We start from the raw sequence: 20,656 nt of genomic DNA, 5'->3' as shown, positions 1-20,656 counted from the left end.
TGGAAGCAATGAAGGCAGCCTTTATGACCGGCCACGGCGGCAACGAGGTCATCGTGGTCGGCGAGCGGCCGACGCCGCAACGTCAGCCGGGCGAGGTTCTGGTCCGGATGAAGGCGGCGACCGTCAACCGCGTCGACCTCTATATGCGCGACAGCGGCGCGGGGATCACCCATACGCTGCCGCAGATCATGGGCGTCGACGGCGCCGGGGTGATCGAGGCGGCCGATGACGGCGCGCTGATCGGCCGCCGCGTCACGATCTACCCGGGCCTCGTCTGCGGCCACTGCGAATTCTGTGCCCGTGGCGAGCCGGTGCTGTGCGCCAAGATGCGCCTGCTCGGCGAGCATTGCGACGGCACCATGGCCGAATATGTCTGCGTCCCGGCCGCGAATGCGCTGGAAATTCCCGCCGGCCTCGACTTCGCCCAGGGCGCGGCATTGGGCGTGAACTATCTCACCGCCTGGCGGATGCTGTTCACCAAGGCGAAGCTACAGCCGGGCGAAACCGTGCTGGTGTTCGGCATCGGCGGCGGCGTGTCGTTCGCCGCGCTGCAGATCGCCAAAGCCGCCGGCGCGCGGGTGCTGGTGACTTCGCGCAGCGCCGAGAAGCTGAACCGCGCCACCGCCCACGGCGCCGACGCGGTGATCGATGCACCGGCGGACAAGATCCCCGCCGCGGTGATGGGACTGACCGGCGGCCGCGGCGCCGATGTGGTGATCGAGAATGTCGGCGGCGCGATGTGGAGCGCGGCGCTGAAATCGCTGGTGCGGGGCGGCCGGATCGCGACCTGTGGCGCAACGATCGGCGACAATCCGTCCGCCGATCTGCGCCGGGTGTTCATCCGCCAGCTGCAGATCTTCGGATCGACGCTCGGCAATCCCGACGAATTCGCCGAACTGATCGAATGGTGCGCCGCAGGACGGCTCCGCCCCCCGATCGACGCCCGCTATCGGCTCGACGACGTCCGCGATGCCTTTGCGCTGCTGGAATCCGGCGAGCAATTCGGCAAAATCGCCATCGATATCTAACAACAGCGGGGCGCGGCATAGCGCCCCCTCGCCCTGGCGAAGCGCAGAGATCTTCGCTCCCGGACGCCGCGCCGTTGATCCAGATCGAATTTGATCCAGATCAATTCTATTTTCGCATTCCAATACTAGTTTACGATTTAATAGTCCGGGGAAGCTGGGCAACAACCGCTTCAGCGACCTTGCGGAGCACAGGGAGGATCATCGGTATGCTCGACAGGGCGCGCCAGACCACGGGTGACATCGTCAACCGCTGCGAGGCGCTGTTTTCCGATCTCAGTTTCTCCGCCGCGCGCGAATGGAAGGCGGCAAAGCCCGGCCGGATCGTGGTCGGCTTCCTGCCGTATTACGCTCCGCGCGAGCTGGTGCACGCCGCCGGCGGCCTGCCGCTCGGAATCTTCGGCGGCGGCGACCAGCTCGAGGTGATCCACGGCGACGCCTACTACCAGAGCTACATCTGCCGGATCCCGCGTTCGACCATCGAGCTCGGCGTCTCCGGCCGCCTCGATTTCGTCGACGGCATGATGTTCCCCTCGATCTGCGACGTGATCCGCAATCTGTCGGGGATGTGGAAGCTGATGTTTCCCGACAAGGGTGCGCGCTACATCGATCTGCCGCACAATTTCGACGACGACCTCGGCGGCGAGTTCTATGTCAGCGAATTGCGCGAGACCTGCGAATGGCTGTCCGGGATGACGGGCAAGCCGATCACCAGCGAGGCGCTGCGCGCCTCGATCGCGGTGTTCAACGAGAACCGCCGGCTGATCCGCGAGCTGTATGCGCTGCGCGCGGCCGAGCCGTGGCACGTGCCATCCTCCGAGCTGTATCTGCTGCTGCGCGCCGGCATGGTGATCCCGGTCGAGGAGCACAACCAGATTCTCGCCGACTATCTCGCCGCCGCCCGGCTGCAGCAGCAGCCGATCAAGGACAATTCCCGGGTGGTGATCTGCGGCATGTTCTGCGAACAGCCGCCGCTCAACCTGATCAAGTCGATCGAACTGTCCGGCTGCTACATCGTCGATGACGATTTCATCCTGGTCGCCCGCTGGGAAAACTCCGACGTCGCGCTGGACGGCGATCCGCTCGGCAATCTGGCGCGCGCCTATCTGCACGACTCCAAATCGACGCCGCCGAAATACGAGCCCGACGAGGCGAAGAAGGGGCTGTATCTGGTCGACAGCGTGCGCAAGAACCGCGCCGAGGGCGTGATCTTCGCGATGACCAGCTTCTGCGATCCGGGACTGCTCGAGCGGCCGATGCTGCAGGCGGTGCTGAAGCAGCACAGCATTCCGCAGATCGCCTTCAAATACGCCGAGAACTCCGGCCAGATGCAGCCGATCCGCGAGCAGGCCGGCACCTTCGCCGATTCGATCAAACTGTGGAGCGGGGCATGACCATCATCGTCGGACCGAAGACCAGGCCGCCCGAAATCGTCAAGGACGCCTCGATGGCGCGGCAGAAGGAGATGGTCAACGCCCATTACGATCGTCTCGCCAACGCCAAGGAGCGCGGCGAGAAGGTCGCCGCCACCTTCGTGCCGGGCAATCTCAACGAATTGCTGATGTGCTTCGACATGGTCAACAACCTGCCGGAGGTCAACGCCATCCAGAACGGGCTGCGTCGCCAGAGCGGCGCGTTCGTGATGGAGGCAGAGAAGCTCGGCCATTCCGAGGATGTCTGCACCTATGTGAAGTCGGACATCGGCATGATGGCGAAGGGCAATATCGGCCCGAACGGCCGCAGGCTGCCGGACCCGGACGTGCTGCTGCTGTCCTATACCGGCTGTTTCACCTTCATGAAGTGGTTCGAACTGCTGCGCCGCCAATATGGCTGCGAGACCATCATGTTCCAGACGCCGTATCTCGCCGACGGCAAGATCACCAAGGACATGATCGCCTATATGGTGAAGCAGCTGAAGCAGGATGTGATCCCGAAGCTGGAGCGGATCTCCGGCGTCAAGTTCGACATCGACCGGCTGCGCGAGTACCTGCGCAAATCCGCCAAGGCGGAGGACGATCACGTCTGGGTGCTGCAATCGGCGAAGAACAAGCCGTCGCCAATCGACGCCTATTTCGGCGGCATCTATTACATCGGGCCGATCTTCGGCGCGTTTCGCGGCACCGACGACGCGATCGACTACTACAAGTTCCTCCGCGCCGAGGTCGAGCAGCGGATCGCCGAGGGCAAGGGGCCGGTGACGCCGGACGGCGACATGGGCAAGGAACGCTATCGCCTGGTGGTCGAGGGGCCGCCGAACTACACCAACTTCCGTCAGTTCTGGAAGATGTTCTACGACGAAGGCGCGGTGGTGGTCGCCTCCAGCTACACCAAGGTCGGCGGCACCTATGATTTCGGCTTCCGCCACGATCCCGACCGGCCGCTGGAGTCGCTGGCCGAATATTGCCTCAACGTCTACACCAACCGCAATCTTCCGATGCGCGTCGACATGCTCGAAAATTACATGAATGAGTACGAGGCGGACGGGCTGCTGATCAACTCGATCAAGAGCTGCAATTCGTTCTCGGCCGGCCAGTTATTGATGATGCGCGAGGTCGAGAAGCGCACCGGCAAGCCGGCGGCCTTCATCGAAACCGACCTGGTCGACCCGCGCTATTTCTCCGCCGCCAACGTCAAGAACCGGCTGGAGAGCTATTTCCAGATGATCGAGCAGAAGCGCGCCGGCCTGCGCGGCGCGGCCTGAGGGAGGGATGATGCGTACCTTTGTCGGTATCGATCTCGGCTCGACCACCACCAAGGCGGTGCTGCTCGACGAGAACAAAGAGGTGATCGGCCGCGGCATCACCAATTCGCGGTCGAACTACGCCACAGCGGCGCGGGTCGCCTCGGAGGAAGCGCGGATCGACGCCCGCTTCACCCTGTTCCGCCGGGCGCTGCATGCCGGCGAGTCCGGCCACGAACACAGCCGCGACTTCCTGGCCGCGCTGGAGCGCAACTTCCGCCTGGTCCAGTTCCTCGAACAGCTCGACGATCTGGAGGAGACCTGCCACGGCCAACTGAAAAGCGACCGCTTCGCCGCCGTCGCCGGCGCGCTCAAAGAGGCGCTGCACGAGGTGTTCACCCGGCTGCGCGCCGAGGCGCCGGCGCTGTACGCCCCCGACGCCAAGCGCAAGTCCGACTTCTTCCGTGACATCGCCGGCTCGCGCTTCCACGTCCATGCCGAAGCGGTGGCGCGCGAGATGGGCGTGGCGCTCGAGATCGTGCTGAACGCCTACGACAAGTCGATCATCGAGGTCGAGAACCGTCCGCCGGGCGGCGAGCTCAGCGAGAAATTCCGGCGCGCCGCCGCGCGGATGCTCGACGCCGATTCGCACGTCGCCGATGGCGAAGGCGACTACACCAAAATGATCGAAGCCACGCTCGAGATCGAGCTGGAGGAGACCTATCTGGTCGGCACCGGTTATGGCCGGGTGACCCTGCCGTTCTCCAAGGAGCACATCCGCTCGGAGATTCTCTGCCATGGCCTTGGCGCGCACATGATGTATCCGGGCACCCGGACCGTACTCGACATCGGCGGCCAGGACACCAAGGGCATCCAGATCGACGGCCATGGCATCGTCGAGAATTTCCAGATGAACGACCGCTGCGCCGCCGGCTGCGGCCGCTATCTCGGCTACATCGCCGACGAAATGAACATGGGCCTGCACGAGCTCGGCCCGCTGGCGATGCAGTCGAACCGCCCGGCCCGGATCAACTCGACCTGCACCGTGTTTGCCGGCGCCGAGCTGCGCGACCGGCTGTCGCTCGGCGAGAAGCGCGAGGACATCCTCGCCGGCCTGCACCGCGCCATCATCCTACGCGCGATCTCGATCATTTCGCGCTCGGGCGGCGTCACCGACCAGTTCACCTTCACCGGCGGCGTCGCCAAGAACGAGGCGGCGGTGCGCGAGCTGCGCAAGCTGATCAAGGAGAACTACGGCGACGTGACGATCAACATCAATCCCGACTCGATCTACACCGGCGCGCTCGGCGCATCCGAGTTCGCACGCCGCGCCGTCGCTGCCTAAGGAGGATTCTCTATGCCGATCACATCCGGGATCGATGTCGGAACCGGCGCCATCAAGGTGGCGCTGTTCGAGGTGAATGATGGCAAGGAGATCTGCCTCGGCAAGCAGGTCGAGCGGGTGCGGCAACGCGATCCGCTCAAGCTTGCCGGCGAGGTCTACGACAATGTGCTGAAGGAGGCTGGATTGGCGCGCGGCGATATCGCCTATTGCGCCACCACCGGCGAAGGCGAGGCGCTGGCCTTCCACACCGGGCATTTCTACTCGATGACGACACACGCCCGCGGCGCGATTTATCTGCGGCCGGATGCCCGCGCGGTGCTCGACACCGGCGCGCTGCACGGCCGCGCCATCCGGATGGATGAGCGCGGCAAGGTGCTGTCCTACAAGATGACCAGCCAGTGCGCGTCCGGCTCCGGCCAGTTCCTGGAGAACATCGCCCGCTATCTCGGCATCGCGCAGGACGAGATCGGCTCGCTGTCGAAGCAGGCCGACAATCCGGAGAAGGTCTCCGGCATCTGCGCGGTGCTGGCCGAGACCGACGTCATCAACATGGTGTCACGCGGCATCACCGCGCCGAACATCCTGCGCGGCATCCATGAATCGATGGCCGATCGCCTCGCCAAGCTGCTCAAGACCCTCGGCACGATCGACGGCGTGGTGCAGATGACGGGCGGCCTGGCGCTCGACAAGGGGTTGGTCGAGGCGATGCAGGACGCGGTCGCCAAGGCCAAGTTCAACGTCCCGCTCGAGAGCCATCCGGACGCGATCTTTGCCGGCGCTTTCGGCGCCGCATTGTGGGGCGCGTTCCGCCACCAAAAGCTCGCCGACATGGCGAACGCGGCCTGAGCCGTAGCCAGGGCACCACGCCGGTGCCTGTAGCAACGGCATGATGAAATCGGAAAGCGGCATCAAGATCGCGTCCGGACGCAAGAGTGGTCAGGGAGTGACACCATGAACGCTGCCGTAGTCGCGGCGCCGCCCGAGAGATTCAACATTGCCCAGCATCTGTTGTCGGCCAATCGCAGCCGGCCGGACAAGCTGGCCTTCGTCGACGATTCCAGCGCCCTCACCTTCGCCGAACTCGACGACAAAGCGCGGCGGATGGCGGCCGGCCTTCGCGCCCTCGGTGTGAAGCGCGAAGAGCGCGTTTTCCTGCTGATGCTGGACGGCACCGACTGGCCGGTCGCGTTTCTCGGCGCGATCTATGCCGGCGTCGTTCCGGTCGCGGCCAACACGCTGCTCACCGCGGACGATTACGCCTACATGCTGGAGCATTCGCGGGCGCAGGCGGTGCTGGTCAGCGGCGGGTTGCGGGCGACGCTGAAGGCGGCGCTCACCAAAAGCGATCACGAAGTGCACAAGGTGATCGTGTCTCATCCGATCGCGCCGCTCGAACCCAACGAGGTCGACTTCGAGGCCTTCGTCGGCGCGCATGCGCCCCTGGAAAAGCCCGCGGCCACCCACGCCGACGATCCGGCGTTCTGGCTGTATTCTTCCGGCTCGACCGGGCGGCCGAAGGGTGTCGTCCATACCCAGGCAAATCCATACTGGAGCGCCGAGCTCTACGGCCGCAATACGCTGCAGCTGCAGGAGAGCGATGTCTGCTTCTCGGCCGCCAAGCTGTTCTTCGCCTATGGTCTCGGCAACGCGCTGACGTTTCCTCTGACAGTGGGCGCGACCACGCTGCTGATGCCGGAGCGGCCGACGCCGGACGCCGTGTTCAAGCGCTGGCTCGGCGGCGTCGCCGGCCTGAAGCCGACGGTGTTCTTCGGTGCGCCGACCGGCTATGCGGGCATGTTGGCGTCGCCCAACCTGCCGGCGCGCGAGCAGCTTGTGCTGCGGCTGGCGTCGTCCGCGGGCGAGGCGCTGCCGGCGGAGATCGGCCAGCGCTTCCAGCGCCATTTCGGCCTCGACATCGTCGATGGCATCGGCTCGACCGAGATGCTGCACATCTTCCTGTCGAACCGGCCCGAGCGGGTGCGCTACGGCACCACCGGATGGCCGGTGCCGGGCTATCAGATCGAGCTGCGCGGCGATTCCGGCGGAGCGGTGGCCGACGGCGAGCCGGGCGATCTGTACATTCACGGACCGTCGTCGGCGACGATGTATTGGGGCAACCGCGCCAAGAGCCAGGAGACCTTCCAGGGCGGCTGGACCAAAAGCGGCGACAAATACATCCGCAATGAGGACGGCTCCTACACCTATGCCGGCCGGACCGACGACATGCTCAAGGTCAGCGGCATCTATGTCAGCCCGTTCGAGATCGAGGCGACGCTGGTGCAGCATCCATCGGTGCTGGAAGCCGCGGTGGTCGGCATTGCCGACGAGCACGGCCTGACCAAGCCGAAGGCCTATGTGGTGCAGCGGCCGGGCACGACCGTCTCCGAGGCCGAACTGAAGACCTTCATCAAGGATCGGCTGGCGCCCTACAAATATCCACGCAGCACGGTGTTCGTCGATGAGTTGCCGAAGACCGCGACCGGCAAGATCCAGCGCTTCAAGCTGCGCGAAGGCGTGTTGGGCTGAAGTCGCAGCGACAAGACGAAAAGGAGGATGAGATGGCGCTGATGATCAATGACGACTGCACGGCGTGCGACGCATGCCGACCGGTCTGTCCGAATGAGGCGATTGCCGCCGGCGAACCGTTGTTCGTGATCGACGCACTGCGTTGCACCGAATGCGTCGGGGCGGAGGACGAACCGCAGTGCCGCCTCGTCTGCCCTGCCGGCTGCGTCGTCGCCAATCCGGATTGGTCGGAAACGCCGGAAGAATTGCAGGTCAAATACGATCAGCTGCATTCCTGAGTCCGAGATGATGGAGACAACGAAATCAACTTGGACATCGGGCGTCGACGGCAGCGGCGTCATTCGAAGAGCGAGCCGATGAGCAAACCGCTGCAGCCGACCACCCTGTCGATCGCTCTCACCGGATCAGGCGGCGCCGGCGTGATGACCGCCGGCCAGATCCTGCTCGACGCCGCGGCGCATTGCGGGCTCTACGGCCTGATGACGCGATCGAGCGGACCGCAGATCCGCGGCGGCGAAGCCGCGGCGATGATCCGGCTCGCCACCCAGCCGGTGCAAACGCCCGGCGACCGCTTCGACCTGCTGCTCGCGCTCGACTTCGAGAATGTCGAACGCTTCGCCGCCGAACTGCCGCTGGATTCCGGCAGCCTGATCGTGGTCGATCCGGCGGCCGGCGAGGTCCCCGCATTCCTGCGCGCGTCGGGAGCGGCGGTGGCCGGCGTGCCGATGGCGAAACTCGCCAAGACGATAGCCGGCGGCCGCGTCGCGATGATCGCGCTCGGCATCCTGGCGAAGCTCACCGGCCTGCCCGAATCCTCGATCATCGCCGCGATCGCCACCTCGATCGGCCGGAAGAAGCCGGAGGCGATGGAGGCCAGCGCCAACGCCGTTCGCCTCGGCGCCAGCGAGGCGCCGGACGGTGGCGTGTCGCGGCTGGCAATGCCGGCCGAGCCGCGGTCGCACCCGCGCTGGTCGATCACCGGCAACGAGGCCGCCGGCCTCGGCGCGCTGCGCGGCGGCGTCAAATTCGTCGGCGGCTATCCGATCACCCCGGCCACCGAGATTCTCGAATGGCTGGCCGGCGCATTGCCGCAGTGTGGCGGCGTGCTGATGCAGGCCGAGGATGAGCTGGCCTCGATCAACATGATCGTCGGCGCGAGCTATGGCGGCCTGCCCTCGTTGACGGCGACCGCCGGCCCCGGCCTGTCGTTGATGATCGAAACGCTCGGCCTCGCCGTGGCCTCGGAGATCCCGCTTGTCGTCATCGACGTGATGCGCTCGGGGCCTTCGACCGGGATCGCCACCAAGTCGGAGCAGAGCGACCTGAACATCGCCGTCTATGGCCTGCATGGCGATGCACCGCATGTGGTCACCGCGCCGCTGTCGATCGCCGATTGCCTGCTGACCGCGCAATGGTCGGTGCATCTGGCGGAAACCCTGCAGACGCCGGTGATCATGTTGTCCGACCAGTCGCTCGGCCAGACCCGAGCGGTGATCGATCGGCCGGAGGATGTCGAGTTTGCGGGCAAGCGGCTGGTGCTCGAGGGCGATCCGACCAACTACCAGCGTTACGCGCAGACCGAGTCCGGCGTGTCGCCGATGGCGATCCCCGGCACGGCCGGCGGCCAGTACACCGCCGACGGCCTGACCCACACGCCGCGCGGCGCCCCCTCGAGCCAGGCCCGCGACCATGTCGAGCAGATGGACAAGCGCCAACGCAAGCTCGACCGCTTCGATTTCGGCGCGCATTGGGCCGAGATCGACGGCGACGGCGATCTGGCGGTGCTGACCTGGGGGTCGTCGAGCGGGCCGCTGCGTGAAGCGGTCGCCGCCGCCCGCGCCGCCGGCATCCAGGTCAGGCTGATCGCCCTGCGGCTGATCTCGCCGACCCAGCCGGAGCGGCTCGCCGCGGCGTTGCAGGGCGTCAAACGCGTGCTGGTGATCGAGCAGAACCACGCCGGGCAGTTCTGGCGCTATCTGCGCGCCCACTACGCACTACCCGACGACGTCGTGCCGATTCACTGTCCGGGCCCGCTGCCGATCCGGCCCGGCGAGGCTCTGGCGCATATCCAGCAAGGGGCACTGGCATGAATATGATCCCCACCGAGGTCAGGGCGTTGAAGCCCGCCGACTATAAATCCGCGGTCAAGCCGGTCTGGTGTCCCGGCTGCGGCGATCATTCGGTGCTGGTCGCGTTCCAGCGGGCGATGGCGGAGCTGGCGCTGCCGCCGGAACAGGTCGCCGTCGTCTCCGGCATCGGCTGCTCCTCTCGCATCCCGTCCTACACCAGTTGCTACGGTTTCCACGGCGTCCATGGTCGGGCGCTGGCGGTGGCCTCGGGGCTGAAAGTGGCGCGGCCGGATCTGACCGTGGTGGTCGCCAGCGGCGATGGCGACGGCTTCTCGATCGGCGGCAACCACTTCCTGCACGCCTGCCGGCGCAATCTCGACCTGACCTATATCGTCATGGACAATCGCATCTACGGCATGACCAAGGGGCAGCCGTCGCCGACCACGGAATCGGATTGGGACACGGCGATCGCGCCCGGCGGCACCGGGCTGAGCCCGTTCCATCCGCTGGTGATTGCGCTCGCATCGGGCGCCAATTTCATCGCCCGCGGTTTCACCGGCGACGTCGGCGGCTGCGCCAAGCTGATCGTCGACGCGGTCCGCACCCCCGGCTTTTCCTTCGTGCAGATCCTCAGCCCCTGCGTCACCTTCCGGTCGGATCAGCAGAAGGCCTGGAAAAGCCTGGTGCGCGAAGCCATCGTGCCGGAGACCGACGATCCGGCGCGGGCCGCCCGGCGGCTGATGACCGATGACGGATTCAATCTCGGGGTGCTGTATCGCGGCAAGCGACTGCCGTATCAGCCCCGCCCCTCCGCCAACCTCACGCCAAGCCATTTCGAGTCCGAGTTTGCAATATGAGCCAGGTCCAGCAGCACGACCAGATTCCGAGCTTCGACAGCGTCGCGGAGTTCTTTGCCCAGGCCCTCGCGATCGAGGTGGAAGCAGCCGAACGCTACACGCTGCTTGCAGACCAGATGGAGGTGCATAACAACCGCGAGATCGCCGAGATCTTCCGCAAGATGGCGGCGATCGAATCCGAGCACCGCGACGAGGTGGCGCGCCGCGCCGGCGATGCGCTGGTCGCCGGTCGGCCGGCGAATTTCAGTTGGACCGCCCCGGACGGCCCCGAAACCACCGAGCTCGAGCAACTGCATTATTTGATGACGCCGCGCCAGGCGCTGATGCTGGCGCGTCACAATGAGGAGCGTGCGGTCAGCTATTTCGAAGCGATCGCCGCGACCGCAACCGATCCGGCGATCGCCGGCTTCGCCAGGGAGATGGCCGAGGAGGAACGCCAGCACGTCGCCTGGGTCGACCAGTGGCTGCTGAAATTCCCCGCCGACGAGCCGGGCTGGGACGAAGACCCCGATCCGCCGCTGTATTCGGAATGATGCCGCAGCTGGATAGACCGGTTTCGCGCGAGCCGGTACCGGTTGGCGCGTAGCGCAGCGGCCTACGCTCTGCTGGCCGATGGCAGGCGCACCGCTTGGCCGTGCGCGGCCCGCTCGCTCTTGCGCCGCTCGATGTCGATCACCTTCAACAGCGAGGTGAGCGAGACCGATCGCAGCGTGGTGATGGCGATCTCGTCGATATCGCCGAGCACCTTGTGCAGCGCGCGGCTTTCTTCATGATCGTCGGAAGCGGTCAGGTCGGAAGCCGGCGCGGTATCCTCGAACAAGGCGATGATGTCGAGCAGCGTGACGCGCTTCGGATTGCCGCTGAACGTATAGCCGCCGCCGGGGCCACGCACCGATTCAATCAGGCGGGCGCGCACCAGGGTCCGCAGCACCTTGGCCAGATGATTGAGCGAGATGTCGTACTTCTTGGCGATGTCGCCGGCGGAAATCTGCTGATCGGCGTGTGCCGCGAGCTCGAGCACGGCATACAGTCCACACATCGTCGATTTCTGCAGCTTCATCGGCTTCAAACTTTTCTTTTTGATCTCGACTTCCGTCGTTCCGAACGACACGCGCTCCAGTGGTCGAGCCCGCCTAGTCGAGATCCTTCTCCATCCCGATGAATCGGCCGACCATCAAGCCCTGACTGCGGAAGAAAGCGATGACCAGCTGGTTCTCATGCTCGATCATCGTCCGAACCTTCCTGACCCCGGCGTCCGCGAAGATTCTGCAAATTTCATCAAACAGTTGCGTGCCGATGCTATTTACCCTTATCGCAGGATCGACGGTCAGCGCAAACACCCAGCCGCAGCTTTCCGCGCCAAATTCAAAATCCCGGACCTCCCCGGAGATGAACCCGACGACCTGTCCGTTGATCTCGGCCACCAGAAAGGCGCGGCAACCGGTTCGATTGAGGGAAAAGCTCTCATAGAGGTTCTGCCAATAGCGAGGCTTCGCCTGTCCGGTTGCGGATTCGTCGAGCTTGACAATCCATGCCAGGTCGTCGGCTTCAGCCGGCCGGATATGCACCTCGCGAGCGACTTCGCCCACGGCGACCTTGTTCTCGCCACTCATCACGTTCTCCCAATTACCGCCACGCATCGTTCCTGCTCCTAAAGATCAAGGGCAAGAACCACATTCTGCGTGGGTCTGAACCCCAGTCGATCAAAAAAGCCGATCAGGGTGACGTCATTCCAATTGACCACGGTCCTCACGCGGTCGACGCGCAAGCTTGCCAGATGCGACAGCAATTGCGCCAGCAGGAACGACCCGACTCCCTGCGTCCGAAATTCCGCGTCGACCCCGATGGTGTCGAGCACCGCCTCCAATTCGGTCTGGCCGAACTCGCCATAGTCGACCCGCGCCATGACGAACCCGGCCGGGGTCTGGTCGATTTCTGCCAGCATCGACAGCCGGATCCCGTTCTTGCGCAACGCCTCACCCATTTTACGCTGATAGTAGGTGGAACGATCGCGCCCGGTGATGCGGCGATCAAGGCCGATCACGGTGTGAAGGTCTTCCACCGCCATCGACCGCACCGCGATCCGATCCCGCGACAAATCCTCGCCGGGTTCAGCCTGAGCTTCCGTCTCATCCGGCAACATGGCGCAGTCGCGCTCCAGCACCAGCCGCGTCCCCAGCCGGAAGCCGAGGCCCGCGAAGAAGTGGGTCATCGCCTGGTCCGACCACACCACCTGCGTTCGCACCTCCAGCGCATCCCGCCGCCGCGCCTTGGCTTGAAGCTCGCGTAACAGCCCGTGGGCGCCGCCATGCCCCCGCGCCGATTGTGCTATTCCGATCGCATCGAGAATCGTCGCGGGACGGGAGCCGCCGAATTCGCCATCGAGCATATGGGCGAGGACGAAGCCCTCGACTCGGTCGTGCTCAATGTAAGCGAGCGAGATAAACGCATTCGGCTCGTTCAGGCTGGCGGTCAATCGATTCTCGAAAAATCCGCGGCGCGCATGCCCGGTGTTGTCCCGATCGATCTCGACCACCCGTTCGAGATCGGACGGCGTCAACGGACGGATCGCGTGATCGACATTCGACTGCGTTTGCGTGTTCGGCATGAAGTCACCTCGGATGTGGCGCCGAGCAGACGGACGGAGCCTTCCGCCGCTGCCTGGAGGCCGGCTTACAATTCAATTCGACAAATGCGCCTGACGTGTTCATACGGCCGACGACTCCTGAGACGTCCGGCGACCAGCAAGTTCTCCTCGACCGAGCGGGCGGGATCATACTGAACCGTCCTAGTCCAGCACCATCGCACGCAACATGTAGCGTTGCAGCTTGCCGCTGGACGTTTTCGGCAGCTCGTTCACGACACGTATCCAGCGTGGATACTTCCACGGACCGATCGCGCGTTTGACGTGCTCCTTGAGGTCTTGGATCAATACGTTGATGTCTTCATCCTGCGAGGCGAGCACGATGAAGGCCTTCGGCTTGATCAGCCCGTCGATGTCTTCGGCCGGGATCACCGCCGCTTCGGCCACCGTGGGGTGCCTCATCAGCGCCTCCTCGATTTCGAACGGCGACACCCAGATGCCACTCACCTTGAACATGTCGTCGCTGCGGCCGCGATAGGTGTACACGCCATCGGCACGGCGGTGATACTTGTCGCCCGTTCGCGTCCACTCGCCGATGAAGGTCATCCGCGACTTGTCGCGCTGATTCCAGTAGCCCGCGGCGGCGGAGCCGCCATTCACTAACAGTTCACCGATTTCGCCGTCGGCGATGTCGCATCCCTGATCGTCCACCAGCTTCAGCCGATACCCATCGACGGGCACCCCCGACGTGCCGTATTCCACCGCGCTCGGAAGATTGGTCAGGAACAGATGGCCCATCTCGGTCGAGCCGACGCCGTTGACGATGTCGCGGCCGAACCGATTGCGCCAGTTCAATCCGACCTGCGCCGGCAGCGGCTCGCCGGCGGAGACGCACAGCCGCAGCCGCTCCGGCAGCCGCTCGTGCTTGCGCTGCCGATCGGCAAGGATCGCCGCATACAGCGTCGGCACCGCGAACAGCAGGGTCGGCTGGTGCAGCCGCAGCACGTCGAACACCGATTCCGCCGTCGGCCGCTCCGGGTAGAGCACCGAGGTTGCGCCGACCCACATCGAGCAGAACATCGCGTTGCCGAGGCCGTAGGCGAAGAACAGCTTCGCCGCCGAGAACACGATATCGTCCTGGCGATAGCCGATGCGGCGCTGGCCGGCGCTCGTCGCCATGACGCGCGGGCTGGAGTGGACGTGCATCACCCCCTTGGGCATTCCGGTCGTGCCGGACGAATATTGCCAATAGGCGACGTCGTCGGCGCAGGTGCGGGCAGGCGCGCCGCCCTCGTTTTCGGCGGCGAGCAGATCGGCCAGCCGCGCCGCCGCTGATGCTCCCTCGCCGACCGCAATGATCGAGCGCAGATGCGACAGGTCGGTCGCGGCCTCCTCGATCAGCGGCAGCAGATCGGTCGAGACGAACACCGCCTTCGCGCGCGAATCCTCCAGAAGATATCGGTACTGATCGGTGGTCAGCCTTGTGTTGAGCAGCACCGGGACGACGCCGGCGCGGATCGCTCCCCAGAACAGGATCGGAAAATCGACGGTGTCCTGCAACACCAGCGCGATGCGGTCTTCCTGCTCGACGCCGAGCCGCGCCAGCATCGGGCCGACCCGCGCCGCCGCGTCGCGTAGCTCGCCATAGGACAGGCTCCGCAACGGATCGATGAAGGCGATCTTGTCGCCCCGACCTTCCGCGACATTGCGATCCACGAAATCGACCGCCGCATTGTAGTCACGAAGCGGCATGCGTTCTCCCGCGCTGGAGTCCCTCTCCTGCTATCACTTGATCGCGCCCGCTTCCTTGACTTTTGCCAGGTACGGAAAGTCAAAATCCTTCGTGACCTCATGCGTCTTGACTTTAGTCATGGAAGCATTTGGTCGGCGCCGACAGTCTGGCGGCGAGGGAGCGGCCCATGCATGAACCACTGCCACGGCGACACAAGCGACTGCTACGCCTGCAGGTCAACGGACGCTGGCGCGAGGACGCGGTCGCCGACGGCCTGTTGCTGGTCGATTACTTGCGCGACGTCGTCGGCCTGACCGGGGTCAAGAGCGGCTGCGATGGCGGCGAATGCGGCGCCTGCACCGTGCTGATCGACGGCGACCCGGTGCCGTCCTGCATCACGCTGGCCGTGCGCTGCGAGGACCGCCACGTCGAGACCATCGAAGGCCTGGCCGGCAATGGCCGGCTCAACCGGCTGCAGCAGGCGTTCCACGAGCGGCTTGGCACGCAATGCGGCTTCTGTACGCCGGGCATGATCATGGCGGCGGAAGGCTTGTTGCGGCGCAATCCGTCGCCCACCGAAGCCGAGATCCGCACGGCGCTGTCCGGCAATCTGTGCCGGTGCACCGGCTACGCCAAGATTCTCGAATCGGTTCAGGCCGCCGCGGACGTAGCGCCATGACCGCGGCCGCGCAGCCGCAGGGCGGCCTCGACCGCGCCGGAGTCCCGCTGATCGACGGCATCGACAAGGTCACCGGCCGGGCCCGCTACACCGCCGACCTCGACCATGCCGGCGCGCTGGTCGGCCGCATCCTGCGCAGTCCGGTCAGCCACGGCGACATCGTCGTGCTTGATATCAGCAAGGCGCTCGCGCTCGACGGCGTGGTGGCGGTGGTCACCGGCGAGGATTGCGCCAGCACCTATGGCGTTCTGCCGATTGCGATGAACGAATATCCGATGGCGCGCGGGCGGGTCCGCTATCGCGGCGAGCCGGTCGCCGCGGTCGCGGCGATCGACGCCGCAACCGCGCAGCGCGCGCTCGATCTGATCGAATTGAAGCTGCGGCCGCTGCCGGCCTACTACGATTCAAACTCCGCCCGCGCCGCCGATGCGCTGTTGCTGCACGACAACAAGCCCGGCAATATCGAGCGTGAGGTGCACAATGAGTTCGGCGATCTGCGCGCCGGCTTCGAGGCGGCGGATCTGGTGCGCGAGCACGTCTTCGACTGCGCCGAAGTCAATCACGCCCAGATCGAGCCGCATGCCTGCCTGATGGAGTATGATCCGGTCAGCGGCAGGCTGACCGCGCAGAGCGTCTCCCAGGTCGGCTATTACCTGCATCTGATGTTGGCGCGCTGCCTCGAGATCGATCAGTCGCGTATCCGGGTGATCAAGCCGTTCGTCGGCGGCGGATTCGGGGCGCGGGTCGAGGTTCTCAACTTCGAGATCATCGCCGCTCTGCTGGCGCGCAAGGTCGGCGGCAAAGTGTCGATGCAGCTGACGCGCGAGGAAACCTTCATCACCCATCGGGCGCGGCCGCAGACCGATATCAAGCTGAAGATCGGGATGACGCGCGAGGGCCGGGTCACCGCCTGCGCCTGCGAAGTGGTGCAGCGCGGCGGCGCCTATGCCGGATATGGCATCGTCACCATCCTGTATGCCGGCGCGCTGCTGCAGGGGCTCTACGACATTCCGGCGATCAAATATGACGGCTACCGCGTCTATGCCAATCTGCCGCCGTGCGGCGCGATGCGCGGGCATGGTTCGGTCAATGTGCGTCACGCGTTCGAAACGCTGGTCGACCGGATGGCGCGCGAACTCGGCCTCGATCCGTTCGCGGTCCGCCGCGCCAATCTGCTGACCGCGCCGACACGGACGCTGAACGACCTGATGGTCAACAGCTACGGCCTCGGCGATTGCCTCGCCAAGGTCGAGCGCGCCAGCGGCTGGCGCGAGCGGATCGGCCGGCTGCCGCGCGGCAAGGGTCTCGGCATGGCCTGCTCGCATTATGTCAGCGGATCGGCCAAGCCGATCCACTTCACCGGCGAGCCGCACGCGGTGGTGGCGCTGCGGCTGGACTTCGACGGCGGCGTCACCGCGCTGACCGGCGCCGCCGATATCGGCCAGGGGTCGTCGACGGTGGTGGCGATCACGGTCGCCGAGACATTGGGCGTCGCGCTGAACCGGGTGCGGGTGATCTCCGGCGACTCGGCGATCACGCCGAAGGACAATGGCGCCTATTCGTCGCGCATCACCTTCATGGTCGGCAACGCCGCGATCGACGCCGCCAGACAGTTGAAGGAGATTCTGGTCGCGGCGGCGGCGCGCAAGCTCGAGGCCGGCCCGGATCAGGTGGAATGCGCCGGCGAGACGTTCTACGTCGGCAGCGGCGCGCAGGCGGCGCTGTCGTTCGCGGAGGTGGTCAAGGCCGCGCTGGTCGCCGAGGGGGCGATCACCGTCAAGGGCACTTTCACCTGCCCGCCGGAGTCCCAGGGCGGCAAGCATCGCGGCGGCGCGGTCGGCTCGACCATGGGCTTCAGCTACGCCGCCCAGGTGGTCGAAGTCAGCGTCGACGACGCCACCGGCCTGATCACCATCGACAGGGTGTGGGCCGCGCTCGATTGCGGCCGCGCCATCAATCCGCTGGCGGTGGTCGGCCAGGTGCAGGGCGCGGTGTGGATGGGCATGGGCCAGGCGATGTGCGAGGAAACCCGCTATCTCGACGGCCTGCCGGCCCATGCCAGCTTTCTCGAATATCGGATGCCGACGATGGCGGAATCGCCGCCGATCGAGGTGCAGATCGTCGAAAGCCACGATCCGTTCGGCCCGTTCGGCGCCAAGGAAGCCAGCGAGGGCGCGCTGGCCGGTTTTCCGCCGGCGATGGTCAATGCCGTCGCCAATGCGATCGGCGTCGATCTCGATGAATTGCCGGTGACGCCGGACCGCGTCGTCGAGGCGCTAATCCGGCGACGGCGCGAGGCTAGACGCGCCAAACCTGCGAGGGCGGCAACATGACCGACGCGCTGCACTCGCTGCGGCTGCTCCAGCCCGGCAGCATCGACGAGGCGGTCGCGGCGCTGGCGCAGCATCCCGACGCCCGCCTGGTCGCCGGCGGCACCGACCTTCTGGTCAACATCCGCCGCGGCGTCAGGCAGCCCGATCTGCTGATCGACGCCGCGAACATCGCCGAGCTCAAGCAACTGAGCGTGGACGGCGATGCGCTGATCATCGGCGCCGGCGTCACCATCGCCGCGCTTGCCGATGACGCGCTGATCGCGTCGCGCTATCGCGCGCTGGCGCAGGCGGCCGCCTCCATCGCCGGCCCGGGCCACCGCCGGCTCGGCACGGTGGGCGGCAATCTGTGCCTCGACACCCGCTGCATCTACTACAACCAGAGCGAATGGTGGCGCCGCGCCAACGCCTACTGCCTGAAGAACCACGGCGAGACCTGCCACGTCGCACCCAAGGGCAACCGCTGCCACGCCGCCTTCAGCGGCGATCTCGCCCCGGCGCTGCTGGTGCTCGGGGCCGAGATCGACGTCGCCGGACCCGGCGGCAGCCGGCGGATTCCGCTCGCCGAGCTGTATGTCGAGGACGGCAAGGCGCATCTGGCGCTGAAGCCGGGCGAGCTGGTGGTCAAGGTCCGGCTACCGGCCAATCCGGCCGCCTCGGCCTATCAGAAGCTGCGGGTGCGCGGCGCCGTCGACTATCCGCTGGCCGGTGTCGCGGTGGCGCTGGCGCGGTCCGGCGCCGACATCGCGCAGCTACGCATCGCGCTGACCGGCACCAATTCGCGGCCGTTCCTGCTCGCCGGCACCGATGCGCTGGCGCAGCGCCCGCTCGACGACCAGATGCTGAAGGAGATCGACCAGTTGGTGCAGCAGCAGGTGCAGCCGATGCGCACCACGCTGATGTCGTCCAACTACCGCCGGCTGGCTGCCGCCGCGATCGCCCGCCGCCTCACCGGCGAGCTATTCGCGGCATGATCAGTAACGCGCAGCCGCTCAGCGCACCACCTGCAGCGTGCCGCGCACCGCGCTGCGGCCATCGGCGGCGAGTTTGCGCAATCTGCCGACGTCGCGCACCGCGACCTGCGATGCGTCGACCGAAACGCCGATGCAGCGCAGCTTGGCGAAGGCCCGCGACAGCGATTCCGGCGTCAGCCCCAATTCGCCGGCGATCAGGGTCTTGTCATAGGGCAGCACCAGCGCGCAGGCCCCTTGCTGATTCAGAGCCAGCGAGACGAGGAATTCGGCCAGCCGCTGCACGCCGCTCTGCGCCTTGAGCTGCTCCACCCGCTGCACCAGGAAATGCATGTGCTGACAGATCGAAGCGATCATCGAGATCGAAATATCGGGATTGTGGCGGATACAGCGTACCAGATGATCGGCCGGAATCCGCGCGACCCGCGCCTCGCTTACCGCCTCCGCCGTCGCCAGATAGCGGCTGCCGGTGAGCGCAGCGGCTTCGGCGAAGCTGCCGCCCTTGGTCATGATCTCGATCACCGCCTCGTCGCCGGCAAGGTTGCTGCGGAACAGCTTGACCCAGCCGTCGATGACGATGAAGAACGCGGTCGCCGGCTCGTCCTGCCGGACGATCGGCTCGCGCGCCCGCACGTTCACCGCGGTCGCCGGCGCTATCATATGCGCGACGGTTTCCGGTTTCAGTCCGCGAAAGACGGCGATCCGCGTGATGATCTGCAGATCACCGCCGGTCAGTTTCGAGGCCATCGAGGACGCTCACTCCCTGTCAGCCCCAACTAGAGCCTATGCGGGATTTGCCGATCCTTGATCGCCATCAACTATTTTTGGTATTGCGCTGCCAAATTATGTTGCATTGCAGTGCGGAGCGCCTGACTAGGATCGCTGTTCGGCCTCTTCGTCGATCACGCCGCCGAACCGCGCATGGAAACTCTTCTCCGCCGGTGGCAATGGCCCATCCGACGTCTCCAGCATCTGCATCAGATGCTCTTCGGTCTTCACCCAGCAGAGTCGGTAGATATCCCGGCACATCGCTCGCGCCTTGTCGCCGGGCCAATCGTCAGGCAGCAATTGCCGTGGCAAAGAAGGGTCGCGCAATTGCACGCGGCGAAACTCATGCATCAGCAGGGTGCGGATGATGAAGCACTGTTCCGGGTCGAGATTCGACGTACTGCGCAGCGCTCGCGCGACGCTGCGAAAGCGATCGATAAAACTCTGATACTCGCCTGCGACCTTGCCCAGATTCCAGCATTGGTCGACCAACTCCTTGATCGGTCGGCTGGACAACGCGCCGAAGGTCCGTGCCTGCAGGACCACGACCTTGTCGTGCGCACCGGCATTCTGCAGGATGTCCAGCAATGCATCGGTCTGCGCCGATGGATGGGCGAGAGCGCCCGGCGCAATAGCAGCATAGCCCGCCCACAGCAGCTCCTTGCGCAGCGCCGGCGTCAGACTGACGCCCGGCGTCAACACCACTTGCCAATCGCCGGCCCAGGAAATGCTCGCATCTTCGTAGATTCGGCGGAAGGCAAGTTCGAAGCGGCGGCGGCCTGTCGCGGTCAGGCTGTAGTAACTACGCCGCCCGATCTGCTCGGAGACCAGCCATTTTTCGCGCGACAGGCGAAAGACTGACGTGCGCACCGCGCGTGCGTTGAGTCCGAGCGGCTCCACAAGCCGGATGAAGCCGCCGAGCCACACCGTGCCGCCAAGCGGCGCAATCATGTCGCCATAGATCGTGATGATCAGGGAGTTCGCCCGCAACGGGCGATCAGCCAGTTGCTTTGCGATCCACTGGCTCAAGACGCGATTCTTCATGACGGCATTGTAACCCCGAGGATCGCCAGGGGCGACCCTCTCGGCA

The 20,656-nt window shown here is 65.6% G+C and carries 19 protein-coding genes; 13 read left to right on the top strand and 6 right to left on the bottom strand.

Annotated features, from left to right (window positions below; genetic code table 11):
- Positions 1-8 precede the first annotated feature (8 nt).
- The 10 genes from BMY71_RS14975 to BMY71_RS14930 all read left to right on the top strand — a co-directional run bounded on the left by BMY71_RS14975 (position 9) and on the right by BMY71_RS14930 (position 11,035).
- Entirely contained in the window at positions 9-1,028 is a 1,020-nt protein-coding gene (locus tag BMY71_RS14975) for a zinc-binding dehydrogenase (RefSeq protein ID WP_092685011.1), read from the top strand.
- Between the two features lie 206 nt (positions 1,029-1,234).
- On the top strand, positions 1,235-2,419 hold the full coding sequence (bcrC, locus tag BMY71_RS14970; RefSeq protein ID WP_092684755.1) for a benzoyl-CoA reductase subunit C: 1,185 nt from the start codon (positions 1,235-1,237) through the stop codon (positions 2,417-2,419).
- On the top strand, positions 2,416-3,726 hold the full coding sequence (gene bcrB / locus BMY71_RS14965; RefSeq protein WP_092684753.1) for a benzoyl-CoA reductase subunit B: 1,311 nt from the start codon (positions 2,416-2,418) through the stop codon (positions 3,724-3,726). The genes bcrC and bcrB overlap by 4 nt, the downstream gene beginning before the upstream one ends.
- 10 nt (positions 3,727-3,736) lie before the next feature.
- On the top strand, positions 3,737-5,050 hold the full coding sequence (bcrA, locus tag BMY71_RS14960; protein ID WP_092685009.1) for a benzoyl-CoA reductase subunit A: 1,314 nt from the start codon (positions 3,737-3,739) through the stop codon (positions 5,048-5,050).
- A gap of 12 nt (positions 5,051-5,062) precedes the next feature.
- The gene (bcrD, locus tag BMY71_RS14955) at positions 5,063-5,896 is read left to right on the top strand and encodes a benzoyl-CoA reductase subunit D (RefSeq protein ID WP_092684751.1); all 834 of its coding nucleotides are present in this window, start codon (positions 5,063-5,065) and stop codon (positions 5,894-5,896) included.
- A gap of 105 nt (positions 5,897-6,001) precedes the next feature.
- Positions 6,002-7,576 (top strand): benzoate-CoA ligase family protein, encoded by a 1,575-nt coding sequence (locus BMY71_RS14950; protein WP_092684749.1) that lies wholly within the window; start codon positions 6,002-6,004, stop codon positions 7,574-7,576.
- A 32-nt stretch (positions 7,577-7,608) separates the two neighbouring features.
- The gene (locus tag BMY71_RS14945) at positions 7,609-7,854 is read left to right on the top strand and encodes a YfhL family 4Fe-4S dicluster ferredoxin (RefSeq protein WP_092684747.1); all 246 of its coding nucleotides are present in this window, start codon (positions 7,609-7,611) and stop codon (positions 7,852-7,854) included.
- A gap of 78 nt (positions 7,855-7,932) precedes the next feature.
- Positions 7,933-9,666 carry a 2-oxoacid:acceptor oxidoreductase subunit alpha gene (locus BMY71_RS14940; RefSeq protein WP_092685007.1) on the top strand — a complete coding sequence of 578 codons (1,734 nt, stop codon included), beginning with the start codon at positions 7,933-7,935 and terminating at the stop codon, positions 9,664-9,666.
- On the top strand, positions 9,663-10,502 hold the full coding sequence (locus tag BMY71_RS14935) for a 2-oxoacid:ferredoxin oxidoreductase subunit beta (protein ID WP_175557683.1): 840 nt from the start codon (positions 9,663-9,665) through the stop codon (positions 10,500-10,502). The genes BMY71_RS14940 and BMY71_RS14935 overlap by 4 nt, the downstream gene beginning before the upstream one ends.
- Positions 10,499-11,035 carry a ferritin-like domain-containing protein gene (locus BMY71_RS14930; protein WP_092684743.1) on the top strand — a complete coding sequence of 179 codons (537 nt, stop codon included), beginning with the start codon at positions 10,499-10,501 and terminating at the stop codon, positions 11,033-11,035. The genes BMY71_RS14935 and BMY71_RS14930 overlap by 4 nt, the downstream gene beginning before the upstream one ends.
- 62 nt (positions 11,036-11,097) lie before the next feature.
- Here the strand turns inward: BMY71_RS14930 and BMY71_RS14925 are convergent, their stop codons facing one another.
- The 4 genes from BMY71_RS14925 to BMY71_RS14910 form a co-directional block, all read right to left on the bottom strand.
- Positions 11,098-11,562 carry an Rrf2 family transcriptional regulator gene (locus BMY71_RS14925; RefSeq protein WP_011501950.1) on the bottom strand — a complete coding sequence of 155 codons (465 nt, stop codon included), beginning with the start codon at positions 11,560-11,562 and terminating at the stop codon, positions 11,098-11,100.
- Between the two features lie 73 nt (positions 11,563-11,635).
- Positions 11,636-12,142: a GNAT family N-acetyltransferase gene (locus BMY71_RS14920; protein ID WP_011501949.1), complete on the bottom strand. Its 507-nt coding sequence runs from the start codon at positions 12,140-12,142 to the stop codon at positions 11,636-11,638.
- An 11-nt stretch (positions 12,143-12,153) separates the two neighbouring features.
- Positions 12,154-13,062 (bottom strand): GNAT family N-acetyltransferase, encoded by a 909-nt coding sequence (locus BMY71_RS14915; RefSeq protein ID WP_244526064.1) that lies wholly within the window; start codon positions 13,060-13,062, stop codon positions 12,154-12,156.
- 228 nt (positions 13,063-13,290) lie between these two features.
- Positions 13,291-14,838, bottom strand: coding sequence for a benzoate-CoA ligase family protein (locus BMY71_RS14910; protein ID WP_092684741.1), 1,548 nt, complete (start codon positions 14,836-14,838; stop codon positions 13,291-13,293).
- A gap of 167 nt (positions 14,839-15,005) precedes the next feature.
- Between BMY71_RS14910 and hcrC the strand changes: the two genes are divergently transcribed.
- From hcrC to hcrB, 3 genes are read left to right on the top strand one after another with little or no spacing between them, the layout of a single operon-like run.
- Positions 15,006-15,497 carry a 4-hydroxybenzoyl-CoA reductase subunit gamma gene (gene hcrC, locus BMY71_RS14905; protein ID WP_041805756.1) on the top strand — a complete coding sequence of 164 codons (492 nt, stop codon included), beginning with the start codon at positions 15,006-15,008 and terminating at the stop codon, positions 15,495-15,497.
- Entirely contained in the window at positions 15,494-17,830 is a 2,337-nt protein-coding gene (hcrA, locus tag BMY71_RS14900) for a 4-hydroxybenzoyl-CoA reductase subunit alpha (protein ID WP_092684739.1), read from the top strand. The genes hcrC and hcrA overlap by 4 nt, the downstream gene beginning before the upstream one ends.
- Positions 17,827-18,801: a 4-hydroxybenzoyl-CoA reductase subunit beta gene (gene hcrB / locus BMY71_RS14895; protein WP_092684737.1), complete on the top strand. Its 975-nt coding sequence runs from the start codon at positions 17,827-17,829 to the stop codon at positions 18,799-18,801. The genes hcrA and hcrB overlap by 4 nt, the downstream gene beginning before the upstream one ends.
- An 18-nt stretch (positions 18,802-18,819) precedes the next feature.
- On the opposite strand, the gene BMY71_RS14890 is transcribed toward hcrB, so the two are convergent.
- Both BMY71_RS14890 and paaX read right to left on the bottom strand, forming a co-directional pair.
- Positions 18,820-19,545, bottom strand: coding sequence for a Crp/Fnr family transcriptional regulator (locus tag BMY71_RS14890; RefSeq protein ID WP_092684735.1), 726 nt, complete (start codon positions 19,543-19,545; stop codon positions 18,820-18,822).
- A 126-nt stretch (positions 19,546-19,671) separates the two neighbouring features.
- Complete coding sequence (paaX, locus tag BMY71_RS14885; protein ID WP_092684733.1) at positions 19,672-20,610, bottom strand: phenylacetic acid degradation operon negative regulatory protein PaaX; 939 nt, start codon at positions 20,608-20,610, stop codon at positions 19,672-19,674.
- Positions 20,611-20,656: the final 46 nt, after the last annotated feature.

Origin of the sequence: Rhodopseudomonas pseudopalustris (assembly GCF_900110435.1) — a bacterium.
Lineage (GTDB): Bacteria > Pseudomonadota > Alphaproteobacteria > Rhizobiales > Xanthobacteraceae > Rhodopseudomonas > Rhodopseudomonas pseudopalustris.
Note: the sequence above shows the minus strand (reverse complement) of the source record. Positions and strands in the feature narration are given on the sequence as shown.

What these genes read in the sequence shown, in the direction of transcription:
- paaX (WP_092684733.1), bottom strand. Translation starts at nt 20,610, where the DNA reads ATGAAGAATCGCGTCTTGAGCCAGTGGATCGCAAAGCAACTGGCTGAT.
- BMY71_RS14890 (WP_092684735.1), bottom strand. Translation starts at nt 19,545, where the DNA reads ATGGCCTCGAAACTGACCGGCGGTGATCTGCAGATCATCACGCGGATC.
- BMY71_RS14940 (WP_092685007.1), top strand. Translation starts at nt 7,933, where the DNA reads ATGAGCAAACCGCTGCAGCCGACCACCCTGTCGATCGCTCTCACCGGA.
- hcrB (WP_092684737.1), top strand. Translation starts at nt 17,827, where the DNA reads ATGACCGACGCGCTGCACTCGCTGCGGCTGCTCCAGCCCGGCAGCATC.
- BMY71_RS14920 (WP_011501949.1), bottom strand. Translation starts at nt 12,142, where the DNA reads ATGCGTGGCGGTAATTGGGAGAACGTGATGAGTGGCGAGAACAAGGTC.
- BMY71_RS14935 (WP_175557683.1), top strand. Translation starts at nt 9,663, where the DNA reads ATGAATATGATCCCCACCGAGGTCAGGGCGTTGAAGCCCGCCGACTAT.
- BMY71_RS14925 (WP_011501950.1), bottom strand. Translation starts at nt 11,562, where the DNA reads ATGAAGCTGCAGAAATCGACGATGTGTGGACTGTATGCCGTGCTCGAG.
- bcrB (WP_092684753.1), top strand. Translation starts at nt 2,416, where the DNA reads ATGACCATCATCGTCGGACCGAAGACCAGGCCGCCCGAAATCGTCAAG.
- BMY71_RS14910 (WP_092684741.1), bottom strand. Translation starts at nt 14,838, where the DNA reads ATGCCGCTTCGTGACTACAATGCGGCGGTCGATTTCGTGGATCGCAAT.
- BMY71_RS14930 (WP_092684743.1), top strand. Translation starts at nt 10,499, where the DNA reads ATGAGCCAGGTCCAGCAGCACGACCAGATTCCGAGCTTCGACAGCGTC.
- BMY71_RS14950 (WP_092684749.1), top strand. Translation starts at nt 6,002, where the DNA reads ATGAACGCTGCCGTAGTCGCGGCGCCGCCCGAGAGATTCAACATTGCC.
- bcrD (WP_092684751.1), top strand. Translation starts at nt 5,063, where the DNA reads ATGCCGATCACATCCGGGATCGATGTCGGAACCGGCGCCATCAAGGTG.
- hcrA (WP_092684739.1), top strand. Translation starts at nt 15,494, where the DNA reads ATGACCGCGGCCGCGCAGCCGCAGGGCGGCCTCGACCGCGCCGGAGTC.
- BMY71_RS14945 (WP_092684747.1), top strand. Translation starts at nt 7,609, where the DNA reads ATGGCGCTGATGATCAATGACGACTGCACGGCGTGCGACGCATGCCGA.
- hcrC (WP_041805756.1), top strand. Translation starts at nt 15,006, where the DNA reads ATGCATGAACCACTGCCACGGCGACACAAGCGACTGCTACGCCTGCAG.
- bcrC (WP_092684755.1), top strand. Translation starts at nt 1,235, where the DNA reads ATGCTCGACAGGGCGCGCCAGACCACGGGTGACATCGTCAACCGCTGC.
- BMY71_RS14975 (WP_092685011.1), top strand. Translation starts at nt 9, where the DNA reads ATGAAGGCAGCCTTTATGACCGGCCACGGCGGCAACGAGGTCATCGTG.
- bcrA (WP_092685009.1), top strand. Translation starts at nt 3,737, where the DNA reads ATGCGTACCTTTGTCGGTATCGATCTCGGCTCGACCACCACCAAGGCG.